20 protein-coding genes are annotated in these 16,305 nt (G+C 48.1%); 10 read left to right on the forward strand and 10 right to left on the reverse strand.

Annotated elements, in window-relative coordinates; genetic code table 11:
* The first annotated feature begins 61 nt into the window (after positions 1–61).
* A complete protein-coding gene (locus tag BL107_RS04520) occupies positions 62–316 on the forward strand; it encodes a DUF1651 domain-containing protein (protein ID WP_037988071.1) in 255 nt (84 codons plus the stop codon).
* 249 nt (positions 317–565) lie between these two features.
* Positions 566–766, forward strand: a complete 201-nt coding sequence (locus tag BL107_RS04525) for a hypothetical protein (RefSeq protein WP_037988073.1) — start codon at positions 566–568, stop codon at positions 764–766.
* 329 nt (positions 767–1,095) lie between these two features.
* Here the strand turns inward: BL107_RS04525 and BL107_RS04530 are convergent, their stop codons facing one another.
* Positions 1,096–1,278: a hypothetical protein gene (locus tag BL107_RS04530; protein ID WP_009789093.1), complete on the reverse strand. Its 183-nt coding sequence runs from the start codon at positions 1,276–1,278 to the stop codon at positions 1,096–1,098.
* Positions 1,279–1,716: 438 nt separating this feature from the next.
* On the opposite strand from BL107_RS04530, the gene BL107_RS13210 reads away from it, so the two are divergent.
* Positions 1,717–1,839: a hypothetical protein gene (locus BL107_RS13210; protein WP_009789094.1), complete on the forward strand. Its 123-nt coding sequence runs from the start codon at positions 1,717–1,719 to the stop codon at positions 1,837–1,839.
* A gap of 782 nt (positions 1,840–2,621) precedes the next feature.
* On the opposite strand, the gene BL107_RS04535 is transcribed toward BL107_RS13210, so the two are convergent.
* From BL107_RS04535 to BL107_RS12580, 3 genes are all read right to left on the reverse strand, one after another.
* The gene (locus tag BL107_RS04535; protein WP_009789096.1) at positions 2,622–2,939 is read right to left on the reverse strand and encodes a DUF3303 domain-containing protein; all 318 of its coding nucleotides are present in this window, start codon (positions 2,937–2,939) and stop codon (positions 2,622–2,624) included.
* 1,155 nt (positions 2,940–4,094) lie between these two features.
* The gene (locus BL107_RS12575; RefSeq protein ID WP_037988075.1) at positions 4,095–4,442 is read right to left on the reverse strand and encodes a phage major capsid protein; all 348 of its coding nucleotides are present in this window, start codon (positions 4,440–4,442) and stop codon (positions 4,095–4,097) included.
* 192 nt (positions 4,443–4,634) lie between these two features.
* Positions 4,635–6,284, reverse strand: a complete 1,650-nt coding sequence (locus tag BL107_RS12580; protein WP_198002320.1) for a PD40 domain-containing protein — start codon at positions 6,282–6,284, stop codon at positions 4,635–4,637.
* Between the two features lie 994 nt (positions 6,285–7,278).
* Here BL107_RS12580 and BL107_RS04550 point away from each other — a divergent pair.
* From BL107_RS04550 to BL107_RS04575, 6 genes are all read left to right on the forward strand, one after another.
* Positions 7,279–8,643 (forward strand): phage integrase, encoded by a 1,365-nt coding sequence (locus BL107_RS04550; protein WP_009789101.1) that lies wholly within the window; start codon positions 7,279–7,281, stop codon positions 8,641–8,643.
* Between the two features lie 240 nt (positions 8,644–8,883).
* Positions 8,884–9,135, forward strand: a complete 252-nt coding sequence (locus BL107_RS04555) for a hypothetical protein (protein ID WP_009789102.1) — start codon at positions 8,884–8,886, stop codon at positions 9,133–9,135.
* Positions 9,132–9,911 (forward strand): hypothetical protein, encoded by a 780-nt coding sequence (locus BL107_RS04560; RefSeq protein ID WP_037988079.1) that lies wholly within the window; start codon positions 9,132–9,134, stop codon positions 9,909–9,911. Before BL107_RS04555 ends, BL107_RS04560 begins: the two co-directional genes overlap by 4 nt.
* Positions 9,898–11,439: an AAA family ATPase gene (locus BL107_RS04565; RefSeq protein ID WP_009789105.1), complete on the forward strand. Its 1,542-nt coding sequence runs from the start codon at positions 9,898–9,900 to the stop codon at positions 11,437–11,439. Before BL107_RS04560 ends, BL107_RS04565 begins: the two co-directional genes overlap by 14 nt.
* Positions 11,440–11,591: 152 nt before the next feature.
* The gene (locus BL107_RS04570) at positions 11,592–12,653 is read left to right on the forward strand and encodes a carbamoyl-phosphate synthase (RefSeq protein ID WP_037988081.1); all 1,062 of its coding nucleotides are present in this window, start codon (positions 11,592–11,594) and stop codon (positions 12,651–12,653) included.
* Positions 12,654–12,807: 154 nt separating this feature from the next.
* Positions 12,808–13,128, forward strand: a complete 321-nt coding sequence (locus tag BL107_RS04575) for a hypothetical protein (RefSeq protein ID WP_198002321.1) — start codon at positions 12,808–12,810, stop codon at positions 13,126–13,128.
* Between the two features lie 28 nt (positions 13,129–13,156).
* Here BL107_RS04575 and BL107_RS12030 read toward each other — a convergent pair whose 3' ends face one another.
* The 3 genes from BL107_RS12030 to BL107_RS13215 form a co-directional block, all read right to left on the reverse strand.
* Positions 13,157–13,714 (reverse strand): GIY-YIG nuclease family protein, encoded by a 558-nt coding sequence (locus BL107_RS12030; RefSeq protein WP_009789108.1) that lies wholly within the window; start codon positions 13,712–13,714, stop codon positions 13,157–13,159.
* Positions 13,711–14,010 (reverse strand): hypothetical protein, encoded by a 300-nt coding sequence (locus tag BL107_RS04585; protein WP_009789109.1) that lies wholly within the window; start codon positions 14,008–14,010, stop codon positions 13,711–13,713. Before BL107_RS04585 ends, BL107_RS12030 begins: the two co-directional genes overlap by 4 nt.
* A gap of 251 nt (positions 14,011–14,261) precedes the next feature.
* On the reverse strand, positions 14,262–14,390 hold the full coding sequence (locus BL107_RS13215; protein WP_255344634.1) for a hypothetical protein: 129 nt from the start codon (positions 14,388–14,390) through the stop codon (positions 14,262–14,264).
* 104 nt (positions 14,391–14,494) lie between these two features.
* Between BL107_RS13215 and BL107_RS04590 the strand changes: the two genes are divergently transcribed.
* A complete protein-coding gene (locus BL107_RS04590; RefSeq protein ID WP_198002322.1) occupies positions 14,495–15,208 on the forward strand; it encodes a tetratricopeptide repeat protein in 714 nt (237 codons plus the stop codon).
* A gap of 275 nt (positions 15,209–15,483) precedes the next feature.
* Here BL107_RS04590 and BL107_RS04600 read toward each other — a convergent pair whose 3' ends face one another.
* From BL107_RS04600 to BL107_RS12875, 3 genes are all read right to left on the reverse strand, one after another.
* Positions 15,484–15,696 (reverse strand): hypothetical protein, encoded by a 213-nt coding sequence (locus tag BL107_RS04600; protein WP_009789113.1) that lies wholly within the window; start codon positions 15,694–15,696, stop codon positions 15,484–15,486.
* Positions 15,697–15,913: 217 nt separating this feature from the next.
* Positions 15,914–16,057 (reverse strand): high light inducible protein, encoded by a 144-nt coding sequence (locus BL107_RS13055; RefSeq protein WP_009789114.1) that lies wholly within the window; start codon positions 16,055–16,057, stop codon positions 15,914–15,916.
* Positions 16,058–16,109: 52 nt separating this feature from the next.
* Positions 16,110–16,280, reverse strand: coding sequence for a hypothetical protein (locus tag BL107_RS12875; RefSeq protein ID WP_009789115.1), 171 nt, complete (start codon positions 16,278–16,280; stop codon positions 16,110–16,112).
* Positions 16,281–16,305 lie beyond the last annotated feature (25 nt).

Genomic DNA, 16,305 nt, shown 5'->3' on the forward strand with positions numbered 1-16,305 from the left:
GGCCTACCCAGGATCGCTTGACAGGGACGATCTGCTTTGCTAGTACAGATGTACTCGAGCAATGGGTGTGGGCGAGGGCTGGCTGACGGATAGAAAGCGGTTTTGGACGTACCGCTTTCATCGTGATCACAGGTCTTGGGCGCAAGACCCTCGTGTTTTCGTCGACCGAGGCCGTGAGATGCCCAATGGCGAGCCAGCATTGTTGAAGTCGCGTCGATATTTGCGGGATGCAGAAGCAAGAAAGCTTTGGATGGAGCTGGTCCGTAAGGGATGGGCTCCAACATCACCGGTTTGGGGGGGCGATGTTGAGCCCTAAGCGGTTGGTTTAATCAACACTTTGTGGCCAGTTGGGATTTTATTTGTTTAATCTCTTGATTCCAACTGTTAATTGTCTTCTAGCTGCGGATAATATTTACCGCTGGGTTCGGTTGTCAATTGTTTGAGCACTCACTCCCCCTGCGTGTGTTCATGTCTTGTGTTGGCTGGTTTTGCGTATCAAGTTGAGAAACTGGTGGATCGTGGGCAATTGGGTGAGGTCTACAGTTGCTAAGGCGACATAAGGACAGTGGCAAAGCTCGGCGAGATCAAACTTAAGCAGGTTCAACAGCTCAACACAGCTGATAGTTCGTTTCTCGTGCGTAAGCACAAAGAGGTGCTGAATCTGATGATGCGAATGCTTCAACTCGATACTTATGGACTCACTTGGGCTCAATTTTTTAAAGGTGTCGGTGTTGGTGCCCTTCTGGCTTGGCTCCTCATGCGTTGAATCAAATGGTTTGTTTGGGGCAATGAGTGCTGCTATGCCTTTTTTGAATCGGCAGCTACCTCGATCAGCTTTCGATCGTTGCAGGTTGAACAAAAGATCTGCCCTTTGTGTTTTTTGTAGGCCGTTAACGACCTCTCGATGAATTGGCCGCAACCTAGGCAGCGAAAAATTGGACTCATATGAGCAATTTTGCATGTCTCTTAGCTGGCAGCTGTAAAAATTGCTGCAAAAAAAGGAAACTTGGCGAAGCTTCCAGCCGTGATCTTTTTCCCGGCGGTGACGACTGAGATCAATCGAAAGACGCCTGGGGGGTTATCTTTCCGATGTCATCACTCGGGTAAATCCTCCACAGCGACATGCATGAAGAGCTTCACCAATGGCATCGGCCAGCCTTCCCGTTGGAGACCTTCAGCAATGTTTTGAATCTGCAGGGAGATTTCTCCAGCAATGAGGCTTTCAAGAAGTTCAGATGAGTGATCTTGAGTCGTGGTTTGTGGGGCTGATGAAGTCAACTCGATTCTTCGTTACTGATCGATGTGAATGCTGGATTGATCGCGCAGTAAGTGTTAGCAATAACGACCATCAAGTTGGCAGAGCTTTTGATTCGCAAACCATGCATTCCAGGTAGGCTGAGGTGCACGATAAATAAGTTTTAGGGGAAGTAAAATCAAATAAAGTAATACTTGAATTAAAAAATACTCGAGAAATGCAGATGTTTTGAGCGTAAGTGACCGCATTGTGATTCCTTCCACTAATTTCATTCTGCGTACTCAGCAATTGATGTGCATCCGTAGAAACTCACGAGCTGTCTGCTGTGGCTACTTCAGGAGGCCTGCGTTTGGACTGCGTCTGCCCTGCATCGACGAACAGGACGTTAAAGGGCTGGGCGGTGTTTACACCGCGTAACAAATGGACTAGTATTCGTTACAGAAATTAACGAACGAGCTCTGATGACGGATTACTCAGGTGCCATCTTCGCCCTAGTGGCCATCACTTCGGTGCTCACGGCCGCAGTTGTTTTCGTTCTGGCCCAACCAACCGACTTGCCTGTTATCAAAAAAATCCAAGGCTGAACAGCCCCTATCCCCCCCCAAAATTAAGGTTAAACAATGGCCACACAAGACCTTCTCGTTCTTGCCATCAGCTTCGGAACCGCTTGCTTCGCTTTGAACATCTACAAGATGAATCGAGCAGCTCAGCACTAGATCAATGGCCTTTTTGATATTCAATTTTTAAATTTGAGCGTCAGAATAGACTTGCCATCAATTTTGATTGACTTGAATTAATTTAAAAAGATATTTTAAATTTTAATCAAACTAACATATTTATTTCTCCTTGAATTTTGCGCTTGGTCGAACAACATCTCTAATGCTTTATTGCATCCTTTTTTATTTATCCTCTCCCTATATGGCCTGTGATGATCGATCTGAGGCTGATCGATTATTTGCATGGGGTTGCCTACATAGAGCAAAGATAGCTTTAGAGAACGATTTGCTGGTTTGATATGGCCTGTTCGCCTTCGTTTGTGTTCAACGGCAGAGGTTTGATTGCAAGATCTGCCGCACTGCGTAATCATTGCGGTGTCGACGCCCGGGAGCCCCCGCCGTGATCGGATTAACCAGGATTTATTGCAATCAACAAGAAGAGTTCCTCCTCGTTGATGTTGCCTCAAAAGACGCCTCGCAGACTGCTAATGAACTGATCGAGCAAGGCTGGGAAATCGAGGCAGAAATCCCTGTCTAAGCAGTCATTCGCGATCATGGCTTCGTGACCCGTTTGCATTGAGCTGAATTGATGCAACCGGCGCGATGCAGGCGCTTGCCTCTTGTCATCCCCGGTTGCATTGCTGAAGTAGTTAGCTCATTTTGGCGAACAGTTTTTTGTGATGGTCCACAACGTCTTGGCAACCGATGACGGGGGTGAAGTCCATTTCAATGCCGTATTGAGCCCGCCAAGGAGCGAAGTGCTCGAAGATTTGTGCATCACTTTCAGCTTTGAACAAACACGTCACTCGACCAGCTCCTGGTGCATGGACGCGAAACAGCATTTCGAAACCAGGGAAGTTGTCAGCCTTCGCCATTTCGCCTGAATCCCACAACTCACAAAAACTCTTGTACGCAGCGAGTTGTCCCTCGATATCTGGAAAAATGCAGTCGGCAAGATACATCTGCATGGTTGGCTTAAATCAAAGACATTCTTGTTTTAGCCAGTAAACATTGCATCGAATGCTCAAGTCACCACTTACTCACCGATGTTCACTCGCTTGCGTCTGTTTCGCGCTAATCCAATATTCACCATCTTCATCGCGCTGCTGGGTTTCTGCTGGTGATGGTTTTACCACTTGAATGGGTGAGAGGAGAGTATGGATGGCTCCCAATTTGCTGACGCGGGTTGTTTTGCTGTTAAAGACCATGAATGAGCTATGCAATACAACCAATATCTTTGAACATCACTCAATTCATTACTCCCATCATTGTCCTCACCTTTTTGGTTCCTGTTGGTGGTCTTTCTGCACCGTTGCCTCGTGCTTACTGGTTGAAGGATCAGTCAAAAGTCCCTCAAATTACTTTTACAAAGACAGTATGAAGAAAGTGAAATCCCTCTGTTATGAAAGCAAATATTCCGATCAATGCAGTAATAAGAGCATTGCATGGTGGTGATTATGGTTCCGCTGAGATGCGCCACTTTGTGGTTAGTCCTTTGATGAGACAACCGCGGCGACCGTCGCAATTTCTTTTCTTCCCTGATTTTTAATTCGTACCTTCAACGCGGTATCTAATTGACGTGGATGAGCCTCACTACTGATTTGATTTTTGGGGTCTTATGCTTTTTACTTGTAAAATTTTTGAAAATTAAATAAAAGTACGAGGGGTTTTTTTTGAATGCTTTTTGTATTGGTTTCAATAAATACTCTCTATCTGATCCTCAACGGCGTTTGTCGATTTAAACGATGTTGTTTGGCCTTGTTTTTGGTTGCTGAATCAGCGAAAGAGGGTGATGCCCCTTTCCTGTCGGTCCAAGCAGGTATGACATGACTGTTACGCGCCTGCCAGAAAGCGGCCTTCCTTAGCGATTCGAGTCGTGATCGATGCCCGATGTGAATTTCTGGGTGGTCCGTTAGATCGACGCTCATCTGGTGAATCACATCGTCTCAAGGGTTTGAGCCGCAGACTTTTCTTCCTCGGACTTTTCAAGTCGTGCAGCTCATCACCCACCAGGCCAATCGGCTCTGCTATCGGCGCTTGAGGAGTTTGGAAGGGTATGCGGTGGGAATAAAAAAGCCCCTGAGACATCACCCTCAGGGACACAACAACACCTCGTCACATGCTCACGACGAGGTCGACACAATGCTGCACTTGCGATGTGCTGCTGTTATGTGTCTATTGCTACCAAATTTGTCTTGCCTCGTGGGGCGCTGCAGTTCAGCCGAAAGCTGTCTGATGTTGGAAATATTCAACGAGAAATTTCCGTAGATGACAGCGGACAGGTCGGCCCCTGAACCCTTTGTGAGGTTTGAGGGGACATTGTTGCTGACCTCAAAACGCCGCCCTGCAATTTGGGAACGGCCAAGTTCAGCTCCATAAGGGCTGAGGAGGTACTGGCCTTGACTGTCCTTGAGCTTTCCAAGAACCGATTCGACTTTCGGTTGGTCAGGATCAAAGGTTGATGCGTGCACCGATTAGTTACTCGCAAGGCTGGCGGCGCTTTGGGCCTATTGGTTGGGTAAGGCCTTGGAAAGGTGAGGCCATAAGCGACGATCATGCAGAGTGGCTCACACTCGTTGGATCTATATGATCAAAGAGTTCTAGGTTGATCTCTAAATAGTCGACAGAGTTTTCCATTTAATTCCTATAACTAAAATTAACTTTTACTCTGAAAAGAAGGGACTTTCTACCATATAAAGCTCATTATTACCACTACTTTCGGCGTCCGATGCTATCCCTTTACTTCTAGATGTAAACGTAATATATTTACCATCTGCGGTTATCCTTGGATCCCGAAGGTGATCGTCAAATCCATTCGCCTTGTCATCTAAAATTCTTTTATTTTTACCAGAAGAGACATCGTAAACAAAAATATCGTACTTCCCGTTGGTGTCATTGGAAGTGAGATTTGATGCAGACGACTCATACACAACATATTTATTATTTTCTGAGAATTGAAATCCGCCTCCACCCGAGTATCCATTACCTTCGGCTCCACTGTTGCTCTTACTGATAACACTTAGCGCCCCAGATTCAAGGTCTTTCATCATCAACTGTGCTCCGCCAGCTGATCCTTGACTTGTAAAAACGACTTTTGAACCATCTGCCGAAATGCTTGATCCAGAACCAAAATTTCCGAAGCCTGACAATTGATTCCCTTGGGTGTCTGATGAAACCAATGAGACTTTATTGGCAATAAAATCTTTAACATAGACATTTGTTCCGCTTACACCTGGCACAAGATCGTCACCTCTATAAATAAAGGTTACTTTCGATCCATCACTACTAACCCCATTCCCATATCCTCCTGAACTTGTCCATCCATCGCCTGGTGAACCATCTGGTTTTGTAACGACAGTAGAGAGTTCTCCTGTTTTTAGATCTTTTCTGTATGCCAGAGTTCTAGACCAATCATCAGATTCCCATTTAGCTTCTTCCAACCCTGCAAGCTGAACATCAGGAGTTTCAAAAATCGCAAATCTTCCATCGGAAGTCATTGTTGCCTCGCGAATAGACCATTTATTGCGCATTTTAGTTCCGTCACTAAGTGTATCTACTCTTATCACTTCACCTGTCTCAAGATCTTTTCTATAAAGAGCACCTCTATCATTGGCAGGTAATCCTGTCCTGTCATCTATAGCGCCATCAGCACCTGGCAGTCCATCAATATCAACCGAGCCATATTCATCAAGCTCAAACAATGCATACCTTCCATCACATGAAAGATCTTTTACAGTTTGACTATCTCCAGTTGAAGCAGTCCCATCCTTGGTAGCAGTAATCATGACTCTCTCACCCGTTTGACTATTCACTCGATATTGCTGATCTCGCAATCCCCAAGATTCATTTTGCGAACCTCTCTCTGTATAAAATTCACCATTACAACTGAAATTATTACCAGAGGCATTTCCTGAAGTGAGCTGAATAATGCTTGGTTTAGGTTCGACGGTTTCTACTGTGTCTGCATTTTCGCTTATTAATGCTGCGGTAATTATGCATGAAGGGTATTCGAGCTGGCTGGAGCCATAAAAACATTGAACAACTCCCTTTGCAGGATCATATATATACGTTGGATTATTACTGCCTGGCTCTGGAGTGTATGTAGCCGTTTCAAGGCAACTACCGGGTAGCGAACTTATATAGCCAGGAACAGAGTCAAGCCCTCCATAATTTGTAGAAAAATATCTCTGTCTTGCACAACCCTTGGCATGATTAACCATAGAGTGACGAGCAACGGCACTTTGAGCCGCATAAATAAACTTTATGAACCTTGGAAGACCAACAGCTGTAAGAATTGCAAGTACAGCAAGCATTACGACAAGCTCAAGAAGAGAGAATCCCCGCTCCTCTCTTCTCTTTGGTAGCCGTCGAAGTAAACATTTGTTATCCATGTTGTTTCTCTTCTGGCCTACCGAGTTGATAGGGTGTTTCAGAAGGACTTGAAATACAAGACCTTTATCGAGGAGCTTAAGCCACAGTTACGCCTTAGGGATAAACACTTATACGACACCCAAGACAACGAATAAGAATAAGGATTTGTATTAGCGAAGACCTCCGTATCCTTTTTGACCAGCTATTTAACCCTCTTTAGTCGGGCGCTAAAGAGGCAACGGGGTACGAAATAACCCATACGCCCCCTGACAGTAAGGACCCAGCCGATAACCAAGCTGATGCTCTGTACGGACACAACAGGCACGACAGGACACAGCAATGTATCTAGATCAATCGATTCCAGTGCAATGGGTTTGAGAAAAACAGGCACATAGACACAGGAAGGTACGCGCATAAAAATCCCTGCCCGTTGAGCTTGCTAGCCAGTTGGCATAAGAGCCGATTCGGCAGACAACTGGTGACGACGGTTAAAGGCCTTTTTGGTGTGGGGGCGTCTTTCTGTACAGGTACCGGGTCTTGAAATCTGCGCGGGGAAATCGCAACCCCATCCCCTGTCCGGTTGAGCTTGGGTTAAATCTGCGCACAATTCTGCGCACAGAGGTTGATTTACAAAAACAAAACGGTTCCCAGAAACTCTCTGAGAACCGCTTGCGTTACTAGTAACGCCCCCTGTGTGATTCGAACACACGACCGACTGCTTAGAAGGCAATCGGTGAAATTGCCAGGAAATCGACTTTCGGTGCCAAATTCTCAGTCAGAGCCGTTGCAGTAACTAGCTTCGTAGAACGTTTGAGCACAGCCGCTTAGGCAAGGTTGTAGACACTTGTGCCCCTTTTGAGCACAATATTGAGCACAAGCGAGGCCAGTTGCCCTTTAGGCAGTCGGTCTGTAGCGACGCCACATTTCGTGCTCAAAATGCCCGCTGGTGCTCAAAAACGTGCAAAGCAGCCTGCATGGGTCAAGAAGCTGCGGTCGGACATCAAGGCCGACAACGGCGCCGGTTTCCTGGTGAAGCTGCCTTCAGGGCGCTCAATGGTGCAGTTGACGGTGATCTTTGACGACGGCACCCGTCAGCAGAACTATCTTCCGAAGCACCTCACTTGGACTGCTGAAGATGCGTTGACAATCCGGGAGTGGACTAGGGATATACGGAAAATACTTGTCGAAGACATCAGCAAGACCTTGAAGCAGGCCATCGTTGAGCGTCAAGGATGGTCTGGTGATAAGCGTGAAGATGGTGAGGGCGCCTTTAACGCTGAAGGTTGGGACAACGCTTCTGAACGGTTCTTGGCGTCGCTTAGACCAATCCTCCGCTCAAACTCACTGAGGCTGATTGAGCAGCGTGTCGCCAAGGCGCTAAATACACTAAAAACAGCGCCAAAACCCCGCAACTACGAAGCGTTTATTCGTGCTTATGCCGAACAGCACTTTTATAGGAAGGATAAAAACAGCAATCTGGTCGTAGTTACATCAGCTGGCGGTTCAGGGCGAAAGCGCGGCATTGAAGATGTCACCCGTTTCTTGAGTTTCGCTGTTGAAGAATGTGGCGCTAGCAGTCGCTACCGTCCCAAGCTTTCGGCTGCTCTCAAGAACCAGCTGATTGGCACCCGTGACGTTGATAGCAAGGTTGGCCGCAAGACCATTCCGCTGAAGGACGAGCAGTTTTCAGACTTCCTTGATTGGCTGCAGGTCAACGGCAAAAACCAGTTGAGGCTTGCTGTTGGGCTCGTTGGATACTTTGGCCTGCGCGAGTGTGAGCTGGCATTGGTGATGCCGACAGAAACGGCAAATGGCTTGCAGCTGAAAGTTGGTATGCAGGCAAAGGCCAACTCCAAAACACGCTCTGCGCCAGCTAAAGAGCCACGAACGGCGATGTATGCAAAATGCAAAGGCAGACCTGAAAATGAGGCCATGGATATGCTGGCTCAGTATCACTCAGGCTTTGTAACTTTTCCGAAGCGGCTGCGGAAACAGATTGATCAAGTTGGTAAGAAAGGCTTCTTCCGTGATGTCGGTGATGCTTTTAGTGAGCAGGTCAAGTCAACACAATTCTGGAAGGATCTGATCAAGACTGAGCCGGAAATGAAGCCAAATTCTCTGCGCCATAGCTTCGCCTGGCGGGTGCATCAATCAACGGAAATGATTGTTCCAACCAGGGCAGTCGCCGCCGCGATGGGACACACGCACCAGACTCATATGCGTTATTACGCCGAATTTATTGACCCCGATCAGGTCCGCAAAGTATTCGAGCAGTTCAACCAATCAGTGCATTCAGCTTGATCATGCTTATAGTTAATTGGTCATCGTTGGTTTCGCGCCACCTGCTTTGAGCTGGATATTTGGCTAGGGCAACTTCAGGAGAGCAATCCTGAAATCCTTGGGCCTATCTCTCAAAGCTTCACCCAAAGGTGGAATCGTTCCTTCCTAAATACGGGGACCGCTGTAACACCTTCCGGTTGCAGTAGGAAAGACCCGAACGGTGAATCACAGGAAGAACTCTAACCAGTTCTGTGGTTCACTATGCCTGAGCTTTGGCTCAAAACGGCAGATGCCGCAAGGTATTTGGCCGTTAGCCGTTCTTATTTAAAACGCTGCCGTATTGATTACGACGGTGGTTTTCTGCTGCCCCGTAAGCACTACATTCTCGGCGCTAGCCGAACAGCCAGCATCGTTTGGAATGTTGATGCTGTCCGTGAAGCCTTCCACGAGCGTGGTCAACTAATTCGCCGCGCTGATGTGGTCGTTGCTGATCTGGTGAGGGCAAAAAAATGACTCAAACCCAATCTGGGCTTGAGTCACTCCCTGCCAAGGATGCTTCAACTTTAAGTCCACAACTGCATAATCAGCAGTCGGTTTCATCGTCAAAACACAAGCCCAACACTTGTTTCCGCCCTGGATCCGGTGGTGCTGGTGCTTGTTCTGGTGCTCAACCGGGCAAGTTTGTTCGCGCTACAAAAACCGACCCTTGCATCATGTGTGGTCGGCCTGATGGCAAATGTGGAAGAACTGGCGACAGCTATTACTGCTGGAACGGATCAACCTATTCGCCACCACAAACAGATTCAAAAGGACTCGTTCGAGTCAATGGAACTCTGTTCAAAAAAGTGGCGGAAGGCGTTGGCCTTGGAAACAACTGCACCGTCTTCAAACCTGCTCGCTACAGCCGTTCGGCTAGCAAGCCAACGGCTGGGCGCTTCCAAAATGCACAACCCCATGAAGTTGTTCAAATAGTTCTCGCCTTCCTTGAGCTTGCAGACGAGGCGTTGGCGACAGAACTATTCACTGAGGCAGCACTGACGCGAGAAGAGCGTGATGCGGCCTTCGACCTTGTGCAAAGAGCAGACGAACGCGGCCAAGAATTACTGCCAAAAATTCGGCGTATTCACAGAGAAAGACCTAGGGCTCTGCATAGTTACGACACCTTCGAAAAGGCTGTCACAGCCTGCCATCACAAGCAAGAAGACGCTTTGAGCTTTAGACGCGAATACATCAACGACCCACTGATTTTTAACCCTCTAGCCGACAGCACTAACGATGGCCAAAACTGAATATCAGGAGGTTTTCGGCAGCCTTGCTGAGACCGCAAAGCTCCAAGAAGAACAGGCTCAAAAGGCTGCTCCACAGTCACCAGACACATTGCGTGAAGACGATGTGTTGGCGCAAGAGTCGTACAGCGACCTGCTGGAAGCAACGCTGGCAGCCATAACAAGCGGCAACGACGACGAGGAAATGAATTGTCGGCGAGATCTCAAAACGATCTGGCGGCTTTCGGACGACAAAATCACCAGCGACCTCTTCAAAGCTTTCACCAAGTCAAAAGTCAAAAAGACTCAGCAAAAGCACGACAGCGTTGACCTAAGAGAAGTCGAGCAGCTGACTTATCTCAAAGATGGCTGGCTGCCCAAGGGTGATGTTGCTCTTTGGTTTTCACCCTTTGGTGTCGGCAAGACAACAACGGCACTGGCCGCCATGTGGTCCATTGCAACAGGGCAAAAATTTCTAGATCGCAGTGATCCTGGTAAGCCAGGAAAGTGCTTATTCATTGCAACTGATAGCGGCGTTGCGCCACTAAAAAAATCACTCGATGACCTCCAAATTGATCCAAATCATCCATACCTGACGCCTGGACACCCAGAGCAACGCATCTGGTTCTGGGGCAATGCATCAGATCAAGGGCATGAGTCTTGGCGTGCCGACATCAGAGACGTTATTCGATTGGAACAATTCATTCGGGCGAAAAAAATCGACGCCAACTTCATCGACAGCGTTAAAAGCGTTAGCAGTGCAGCCGGTTGGTCACATGAAAATAATTTATCCAGCAGAGCAATGCTCACTTATTTGCGGGAAGGCATTTGCCAGCCAACTGGAAGCTCCATCGTTTTGTTAAATCACGATGGCACCAAAGAAGGAACATCTAGCGGTGCAAAAAGCTGGGCGGAAGACCCAAGCATGGTGGTGTCATTCAGCAAGGCGCTTGACCAAGACGGCAGGCAAATCGGTGTAACAGCCAAATTCAAAAAAGACCGAGCGGCAGTTGTTGATCCATGCCGCAGCCTGACTTTCAACTTGAACCGTGAAACAGGAGTTTTGCAGTTAGCGAAAGAAGTAGAAGTCGTCGGTAATTGCCGCGAGGCAATCATCGATGTTCTTTGGCGAGCGCATCAAAATGGCAAACCTTCTTTGACGCGGGGAAGTCTGGTCGATGAAGTTTTTGCTCGGCACGGCAAACCAACAAAGACCGTCGACAACACGCTTGGATCCATGTTTGGCGAACGCCAAATAACCAGGCCACATCGTGGTTCTTACGCTCTGGCGCCAAAGCTGCTTCAGCAGAAGGAAGCCTCCTATACGGGGTTTTATATAGAAGGAAGTAATAAAGAAGAAACACAGTCAGAGACTGCGATTAAGCAAGTTCCCGAGGCTGTTCCCACCGTAGAAATTGGGAACACTGTTGTTCCCAAGGGAAATATGCCGGGAAGTCATCAGATGCCTGTCATGCCAGTCATTGTCACCGAATTACTTCCTAGACCGGCATCACTGCCTTACGAAATGGAAGATTCGGCAGACAACTGGTGACGACGGTCTCAAGTTCGATTGCGTAAAAACCTGACGGCATAACTTCCAGTCGCAACAAGGTGGTTACGACTGGAAGCCGCCTTGAAGGCTGGCCTTTTATGTAGCAAAAGCTACGCATCGCCGTCATCGTCAAGTCACACGTGATTCCTTTGATGCTGCGTCGTCTTTCTGCAGGGTTGCTTGCCACTGCTGCTTTTGTTGCACCACTGGCTGCCACTGCACAAGAGGGTTCAGCAGAAGACCTTGGTGTGATGAGCATCAGCCTCGCTGATGTGGTCAAACCCACCATTGGTTTTCAAGGTGCACTCCAAGGTGCAGGCACACCAAACCAAGCTGGTATTGGCGGGTTCCTTCCACTGTCTGTTGATGAGAACAGCGTTTGGTTCCTTGATGCCCTGGTCAACGCCCACTTCGGTGACCGCGATGGCTACAGCAGCATCATCAATACCGATGTCGGTGGTGGTTACTCAACGTCTACGCGCTTGGGTTATCGCTGGCTGAACAGCGACCGCAGTTGGATGTTTGGTCTGAATGGTGGTTATGACAGCCGTTCATTGAAATCAGGTGATGCCGATACCAGCATTAACGTCACCCACAAGAAGACCGTCGGCTTCCAGCAGATCGCACTGAACGCAGAAGCAGTCTCAAGCAGCTGGACCTTGAACGGCTATGGACTGATCCCTGTGGGTGATGTCGAGCAGAAGCTCAATAGCGTTTATGAGGGCGGCGCGTTGAACACCTATGGCTTGGATGCTGGTTATTTCATCACTCCTGTTTTGAAAGCATCAGCAGGTTATTACTACCAACACCGCGATCAAGAAGATGTCGATGGGTCTGGTGTGCGTGGACGCTTGGCTTATGAAATGACAAGTGGAGTCATAGCAGGGGTGAATATCTCCTACGACGAAGCATTTGATACCAGAGTTTCAGCAGACGTTAAAGTTCGCTTAGGTGGCGCATCTACAACAGCTCAGCGCAAAGAAGTTCAACAATTACCTGTAATCAATGCCTTAACATCAACACCAAGCAACAGGGATGTAAGGGTGCACGATGGAGAGTTTGGCCTGGATGGCGGTGCATCTCGGTGCCAAATGACAAGGGGCGGGTCTACTAAGGTGGTGTGGTGCGAGGACCAATGGAAATACGATAAGAATGGGAATTGGGATGGGGGTTGCAGCGTTAATTCTTATTACTGTACTGGGAAGAGGAACTGATAATCATCCGATACCCGGCACTAAATACGCAATAGACGCGAATCTCTATTGCGGTCTCAACAAGCCTTGCGTCAAAATGATTAAGCAGTAGCACTCTCCAGTCATGGGAATGCGACACAGGCGGGCTAGGCCGATGACTGGCCAGGAAGTCAGCTTGATTCTCGCGATGTTTATCGGTGGGCCAATGCTGTTGCTGCTGATCTTTGGGATCAGCTTCGAGCAATCTAAAATTGAAAGCAAGGCCAGGAGTGAACTAATAGCTAAGGGCGTTTACAAAGGCCCCTGGGGCTTTGAGTCGTGGCAAAAAGAGGCCAACAGAACCTGCCGTAGCTGGCACTTAATTGAAGAGTCGGGGGGCGGTCCTGAACCTTGGTTCTGCGCTGATAAGTGCGATGTCCTCAAAAAGTGCGACATAACCCGTGAGCAATCTCAACAGTGGGACAAAGTTATTTACGAACGTTGGCAAACCCAATAGCAATCAGCAGCGGAAGCAGTAAGCCGACTTACGACTGCCCAGGATCTTCCTGAGCGGCCTGCCGCATTTTTTCCCAGTGAAGGCGGTTGCGAAGCTTCTGATCCTCTCCTCTCTCTTCACGCTCACGCTGCAGCCTTGCTTCACGCTCGCGGGCGCGAATTTCACCTTGCTGTTTTCTCTGAAGAGACCACCAGTCATCGCCTTGATTGGGGTTCTGCGCAGGCTGAGGAGTATCCCAAAGCTTGGGATCAGTGGACGGAGGCTTCGGCTCAGGCAAAGGCTGAGACGGTCTTTTCCAGCCCGACAACTGTTGCGTAGGAGTACCTTCCGGCTTTATCCATCCCAGCGCAAGCCGCGCTTGTTCGACCTGATAGTTATTTAAACGGAAGTATTCTGTCTGCGGGATACGCACATTTTGAAATAGCTTATGCAGCTCTTGCTCAAGATTTAAACTGCGATCTGTGACTAAAGACTGGACCAGAACACAGGGCTGAAGCTGTTTTAGACGCCTCTCAAGATTTGCGGTGTGTCCAATTTTATATAAATCTCCATTACGGATTAGGTATACATATCCAACATTCATCATGGCCTCAACTTTCCAACGCCGTACCCCACCAGCAATCCAACAGCTGTACCAATGGCACCTGAGCTGAGCTGAGTCTTCTCGGTTTTGTTGAGGCTTTCACCTACAAGGAACGTCGCCCCAATGCCTAGAAGCAACAACGCCCCGACAACGACAGCATCAAGGGACTGATTTTTTGGCTTCTCGTCATTGTCACCGACCCAACCGCCTTGCTTTACAGGAGGCTTTCCAGGTGGTTGCTGCTTGGCGTCGAGTTCCCGCTCAATCCTGCTGAGTTCCTTTTCGGCGTCGCTTGTCATGACCTGATTCTTGCAAGCACTCCTGCCGACGGCAAAGGTTGGTGGAGTCTTGTCTTACCCAGTCTTGTGCGGTCAGCTTGCCAACCGCGCATGATGTCCTTTGGCCGAGCACCTGCAGTGATCACCCTTCCGAGAGCACTGTTCAGCTGGAAGACCGCAGTAATCCTTACAGGCGTAAAGCTGGCGACACTTGCAGTGGTACTTGGCCTAGCCCGTGCAGGGCTTCTTCCAGTCTGGTTCCCGCATTGGGACTAATCCGCCTCAGGAACCCTGCTCAAAAGTGTTTTGGCGATTTTGGCGGCTTTGTTTATGGCGTTGACCAGCACTGCCGCACAGTCCTGGGCTGCAAGCTCCGCAGAGGTCAGCTGCAACAGGGACAACACCTCACCAAGCACTGCAAATACTAGTCCTCGGGGTCAAATATGGAAAACAGAGGCACAGTAGTTGCATGAAACGACTCTTGGTACTTGTTCCGCTTGCTTGCTTGAGCCTTTGCGCCTGCGAAAGCGAAACATGGCAAAAAGCAAACTATCTCCAAACAGCAGCATCAAACCTTTATAAGAGTGGATTCGAGAAAGTAGTAATTGATTCTTCAACCAAGGTTTTGGAAATAGAAGATCATGCTGAGGCTTATTACATGAGGGGCGCTGCTAGAGACGATCTAGGCCAATACTCATTAGCGAAACAAGATCTGCTTAAAGCTATAGACATGAATAATGGAATCGCAAAATACCATTATGTACTAGGCAATGCATACGTTGATACAAACGAGCAAGAGCTTGCAATTGCCTCATTCACAAAGGCAATTGAGTTATCTCCTAAGCATATAAATGCGATCGGAAATCGAGCCAATGCGCGGAGGAAATCCGGCGATTACCAGGGGGCGTTAGATGATTTCACGAAGGCAATTGCCATTGAACCCAATCACGCCAACAACATAAGAATGAGAGGTAATGTCAAATATGAAATTGGTGATTACAGCGGAGCACTTCAGGACTTCAATAAGGCAGTAGCCATTGATCCAAAAATCGCAGACAACACATCCTGGTCAACTGGCGTACATGCAGACATCTACTACGACAGAGCGTATGCATTTTCAAAGCTAGGAGAACCCGAAAGTGCATGTTCTGACTTCGAGAAAGCATCATCCCTTGGAAACACTTCTGCTTTAGAAGTTTTTAACGATTTCTGCAAATAAATGCCAAAATACATGACCCGAGGAGAAACATTCCTCTTCTGGATTTGGTTTTTTTCAATACCGCTGGCGTTCTGGAAAATTGGAAATATACTTATTTGCAATAGCTGCAAAGGGCCAGAAAATCTTTTCATATTGCTAATTACTTTAGGTGCATATTTTTTATATTTAAAATTTAGCTTTAAGCTCTTCTTTGAAACGATACCAGCATTGGTTCGTTTTTTTGAAAGCAAGCGAGGAAAATGATTATCTTGTTTCTACAATTGCGGTAAGACCAGTTACGCCTCACGTCCAGGTCGGCTACCAGCACGCTCATCATCAGTGAGGTAATCCGCGATGAGGGGTGAGTTATCACCTCTCTCAATGGCAACGATCTCACGCTCGATGTTTTCGATAAAGAGTTGATTCCCGTTTCGCTTTGCAACCTCCAGAACTTTGTTGAGTCTTTGAAGTTCAGCCTCTGCTTCGGTGTTTTTGTCCTCGGTAGTCATTGGGCTGTTTAGGTGGCTCCTGATGTTGTAGCTATTTGCCGAAACCTTTTAAATGACAGCGATTGGATCAGTTCATAGCCGCGACCGATGGACTCGGTGCCCGCTGGTTGAGTTGATGCCCAGTCCGCATATCCAATCGAGCTGGCGCATCGACATCACCCCACCTCCTGTTTGTAGGTGAGTAGTCCATATCAGAATTAGGTATGAACGATCCTGCTCAGAGACCTATTTGACTGAGGATTCCCTGGCCCGTCAGTAGTTCGGTGCCTAATCCGATTACAAAGCCCAGCATTGCGAGGCGACCGTTCCAAGTCTCAGCAAAGTTGCTGAAGCCGAATCGGGAGTGGGTTGAATTAGTCATGTCATTGGTTAAGTAGTGAAGCCCCACAAGGTGAGGCTTTGATTTGCTGCGATCAGCCAGCTACAGCAGAAATGCTGTAGGGCGCTTCTGGAGAGCTAGTGGGCATTGGGTCGAGCTTCCCTTGAGCTAGGGCTGCTGCACGGATGTACATCTCGCTGGAGGTATTCCCAGCAGCTTCTAATGCTTTGGCAACGACATCCCAGTTGCGGACTTCAGTAGACATTTGAGATTGTTTGAACGATGCAACA

Source organism: Synechococcus sp. BL107 (assembly GCF_000153805.1).
Lineage (GTDB): Bacteria > Cyanobacteriota > Cyanobacteriia > PCC-6307 > Cyanobiaceae > Parasynechococcus.

Coding starts and splice junctions, on each gene's coding strand:
- BL107_RS04520 (WP_037988071.1), top strand. CDS start 62: ATGGGTGTGGGCGAGGGCTGGCTGACGGATAGAAAGCGGTTTTGGACG.
- BL107_RS13210 (WP_009789094.1), top strand. CDS start 1,717: ATGACGGATTACTCAGGTGCCATCTTCGCCCTAGTGGCCATCACTTCG.
- BL107_RS04535 (WP_009789096.1), bottom strand. CDS start 2,939: ATGCAGATGTATCTTGCCGACTGCATTTTTCCAGATATCGAGGGACAA.
- BL107_RS12580 (WP_198002320.1), bottom strand. CDS start 6,284: ATGCTTGCTGTACTTGCAATTCTTACAGCTGTTGGTCTTCCAAGGTTC.
- BL107_RS04550 (WP_009789101.1), top strand. CDS start 7,279: ATGCCCGCTGGTGCTCAAAAACGTGCAAAGCAGCCTGCATGGGTCAAG.
- BL107_RS04555 (WP_009789102.1), top strand. CDS start 8,884: ATGCCTGAGCTTTGGCTCAAAACGGCAGATGCCGCAAGGTATTTGGCC.
- BL107_RS04560 (WP_037988079.1), top strand. CDS start 9,132: ATGACTCAAACCCAATCTGGGCTTGAGTCACTCCCTGCCAAGGATGCT.
- BL107_RS04565 (WP_009789105.1), top strand. CDS start 9,898: ATGGCCAAAACTGAATATCAGGAGGTTTTCGGCAGCCTTGCTGAGACC.
- BL107_RS04570 (WP_037988081.1), top strand. CDS start 11,592: ATGCTGCGTCGTCTTTCTGCAGGGTTGCTTGCCACTGCTGCTTTTGTT.
- BL107_RS12030 (WP_009789108.1), bottom strand. CDS start 13,714: ATGATGAATGTTGGATATGTATACCTAATCCGTAATGGAGATTTATAT.
- BL107_RS04585 (WP_009789109.1), bottom strand. CDS start 14,010: ATGACAAGCGACGCCGAAAAGGAACTCAGCAGGATTGAGCGGGAACTC.
- BL107_RS04600 (WP_009789113.1), bottom strand. CDS start 15,696: ATGACTACCGAGGACAAAAACACCGAAGCAGAGGCTGAACTTCAAAGA.
- BL107_RS13055 (WP_009789114.1), bottom strand. CDS start 16,057: ATGACTAATTCAACCCACTCCCGATTCGGCTTCAGCAACTTTGCTGAG.
- BL107_RS12875 (WP_009789115.1), bottom strand. CDS start 16,280: ATGTCTACTGAAGTCCGCAACTGGGATGTCGTTGCCAAAGCATTAGAA.